This window comes from Solirubrobacter deserti (assembly GCF_027587175.1).
GTDB lineage: Bacteria > Actinomycetota > Thermoleophilia > Solirubrobacterales > Solirubrobacteraceae > Solirubrobacter > Solirubrobacter deserti.
In genome coordinates, this window is the sequence record NZ_JAPCID010000109.1 from 1 (window position 1) to 3,166 (window position 3,166).

The 3,166-nt window shown below is 68.9% G+C and carries 3 protein-coding genes; 1 reads left to right on the forward strand and 2 read right to left on the reverse strand.

Going from position 1 to position 3,166, the window contains the following annotated elements:
• The first annotated feature begins 145 nt into the window (after positions 1-145).
• Positions 146-892: a hypothetical protein gene (locus tag OJ962_RS34100; RefSeq protein WP_270006951.1), complete on the forward strand. Its 747-nt coding sequence runs from the start codon at positions 146-148 to the stop codon at positions 890-892.
• 331 nt (positions 893-1,223) lie between these two features.
• Here OJ962_RS34100 and OJ962_RS34105 read toward each other — a convergent pair whose 3' ends face one another.
• Both OJ962_RS34105 and OJ962_RS34110 read right to left on the reverse strand, forming a co-directional pair.
• Entirely contained in the window at positions 1,224-1,649 is a 426-nt protein-coding gene (locus OJ962_RS34105) for a COG4315 family predicted lipoprotein (RefSeq protein WP_202958420.1), read from the reverse strand.
• Positions 1,646-2,149: a TlpA family protein disulfide reductase gene (locus OJ962_RS34110; RefSeq protein WP_202958421.1), complete on the reverse strand. Its 504-nt coding sequence runs from the start codon at positions 2,147-2,149 to the stop codon at positions 1,646-1,648. Before OJ962_RS34110 ends, OJ962_RS34105 begins: the two co-directional genes overlap by 4 nt.
• Between the last annotated feature and the right edge of the window lie 1,017 nt (positions 2,150-3,166).

Genomic DNA, 3,166 nt, shown 5'->3' on the forward strand with positions numbered 1-3,166 from the left:
ATTGTCTCCCACAGGCCGCGTGGCCCCGGACTCCGCCAGGCCCGGGGCCCCCCCGGGGGGCGGGGCGGCGGGCGGCGGGGCCCCCGGGGGTGCGGCCGCCGGCGCCTCGGCCACGGTGCCCGTCGTAGGCTGGGTGGTTGCGGGCGTGATCGTCGGCGGTATCGCCGTCTACCTGATCTATCGGGCTACGCACGAAGACGGGCACCCCGCGGTGCAGGCGCCACCTGCGAATCCCGGACCGCCGGTCACCGAGCCGCACAGCGGTCCTCGCGTCACCCTGCCGCCGGCCGCGAGCCCGCCGGTAGGGCCGATCGTCGACCCGGCGCCGGGTCCCTCCGGGCCGGTCTCCCTGCCCGGCGCGCCTCACGATGGTCCGGTCAGGGCAAGCGGAGATCCAAGCGACCGCCGCGGCAACGTCGAGCGCCTCGAGCAACTTGATCGCGAGGGAGCGTACACCGGTAGCGACCCGGTGAACCTCCGAGAGCGGCTGATGTCCGACCATCCCGACGTCCGAGAGCGGGCCGAGCGTGAGCTGCGCAGTCTCGAGGCAGCGGCGCAAGCCATGCGGAGGCCGGCGCCGGCCGAGCCGGAGCCGGAGCCCGAGCCGGCGCCGGTATCGCGCCCCTTCACCCGAGACGCCGCGTTCGACGCACTCATGCAGCGCCTGCGTCGGCCGGGCTCACTGGGCCAGCCTCCGTTTGCCGGCCATCCGCGCCAAGACTTCGAGCCGGTCGGGTGGGAGGACGAGAACTCCGACGTCCCGGGCCAGCTGCGAAAGGTGCTCGTCATTCGCGGGCTCCGTGGGAACATCAGGGGCGAGAGGCTGAGGTTCTCAGTCGCCTGGGACGAAGCGACCGGCCAGTACGAGGACATCCACGAGGCTTCGCGTTGACGTTGGGCGCCCAGCGACGGGAAGGCGACGAGCGATGACCGCGGCGACGACCACTGCAGGTGAGCATCGCCTCCTGAAAGCCGGCGCGCGTTGGGCTATCCGCCAGAAGACTTCGACCACATCGCCTCGACTAGGACGAAGACGCCCGACTTGATGCGACCGGTGGCGAACTCTGCCGAGACGCTCGGGCAAGTCCCGTGAGCCCGAACCGACGAACGCCTTGAACGCTGGAAGGCAGGCGGGAAGGTAGCGAAATCGTCGAGAAGCGCCACTTTCACTCGTGCCTGTGCAACGTCACGGTGGCGAGCTCTCGAGCGGTCATGAGCGAGCTTCACGGGCGGCGTTTGCCGTCTGCGCCGATCACCCACCACAACCCGCCGTTCAGGTCGACGTTGTGGCAGCGCACCTGGCCGGCGTCCTCGTGCGCGTAGTAGTAGAGCGGACGTCCGCGATAGGTGACCTGCCGCCGCCCGTCGCGACGGCGGATTGTCCCGAGCAACGACTCTCGCGCGCCTGTGCCGGCGACCGGCTTGCCGGTCGTGTAGACCGGCGGCCACGCTTCAGCGCACTCGCCGTAGCACCGCGTCTGCTTGAAGCGGTCGCGCTGGAACACGTAGATCGCCTGCCGCTTCGGCCCCCAGAGCATCGGGCCGAACTCCGAGCTTGACACGCTGATCCGGGTCCCGGCCGCTGATGCCGAGGCGGCGCCCACCAGCAGCGCAAAGGTGAGCACCACGGTGCCGATGATCGTTCTCATAGTGCCTCCGCCGCCCTGAGGGCGAGGTTGGAATCGAACGCGCCCTGCCAGCGCTGCTGTTCTCGTCCGTCGCGGTCGAGCAGAACCGCACCCGGTTGGCCGGGGATGCGGTAGTGCGCCCAGACCTGCATCGACTCGTCGAACAGCAACGTGGGCGCCGTCAACCCATGCTGCGCCGCGAATTCCGGCGCGTTGGCGAGATCGTCCCGCCCACCGATAGCGACCACCGCCAGCTTGCCGCCGGTCTGCTCGGCGAGCTTCTGGATCTTCGGCGCCTCGCCGTTGCAGACCGGACACCACGGCGCCCAGAACCAGAGCAGCGTTGGCGTCTCCGCTGAGGTCGCCTGAGCTAGGTGGACTTCACCGGACCCGTGCAAGCGCGTCAGTGCAAGCGCCGGGACGGCCGCTTCGCGCTCTGCGTCGGTGCCGTCACCTACGGTGAGACCGAGCCCGCCCGCGACCAGACCGACGAACAGCAACGCGATGACCAGCCGCTTCATGTCGCGAACCTACCGCCGCGCGAGTCAAACGACATTACGGTTGGCTGAACGCGCGAGACCGTCGCCTGATCGGTTCAACTCGGAGGGCGGACCGCCTCCAGGCCCGCGGGTGTCAGTACGAGCCGCTGGGCCGGTCTCACCACGGCGCGATGCCCTGGTTCTCGACGCGCCCCCTTCGCCACGGCGTGTCGTCGACGATCGCGGCCAACGACGATGGGGGTGGTGCCTGACGCCGAGACGACCTGGATTCTGTGGACCTCGGGACGGAACGCTGCCTCTGGATGCCATCCTGTGGCGTCCCGGCCAGGGCATGCAGACGGAGCAGACCCTCCCCTGACGTCCGCCACCGCAATGGTGCGCCAGATGCCGGCACAGCTCGCCGACGCCCTATGCAAGATCAGGGGTGTGCGAAATCGTCGAAAAGCGCTGTGCAGCTTCGCGGTCCTCTTGGGAGTCCGGGTTCGTCCGGACCTGTAGAGAGGGTGCGGTTAGCGGCGGGATGACTCTGAACAGCGCCGGCCGAGTTGGTGCCTTGGAGCAGACGCGTCTTCTGTCGCTGGCCGTACCGGAGCCGCGTGACTTCATAGCGCCTCTATGTCAAATCTGATGACTGAGACGATGTCTGAGAGCGGTGCTGGTCGGCTCGGAGCTGCCGGTAGACGACCTTGGCGAGTTGGCGTTTGAGGCTGCGGAGCGCTTCGGCCGGTGTCTTGTGCTCGTCTCGTTTCCGCTAACCCAGCGTAAAGCCGTCGTACCCCGATGCGGGGCGACATCCCTACGTGTCGCTTCGCACTCACAGGCGACGAGCTGCGCCAGGACGCGTGGCGCCCGGTTGCGGGAGTCCAGACGTCCCGGCGATCGCTCGGCGACCTCACGGATGACGGCGGCACCGGGCGCTTCCAACCGCGAGGGAGAGCACGGAGCGGTTCGTCATCTACGGGCAACGCGGTGCAGTGTCAAGGCCGGTTGAAGATTGGGCCGGTTTGGCCGGTTGAAAAGTGGTCCACCTGAGCGAGA

Coding starts and splice junctions, on each gene's coding strand:
- OJ962_RS34110 (WP_202958421.1), bottom strand. CDS start 2,149: ATGAAGCGGCTGGTCATCGCGTTGCTGTTCGTCGGTCTGGTCGCGGGC.
- OJ962_RS34105 (WP_202958420.1), bottom strand. CDS start 1,649: ATGAGAACGATCATCGGCACCGTGGTGCTCACCTTTGCGCTGCTGGTG.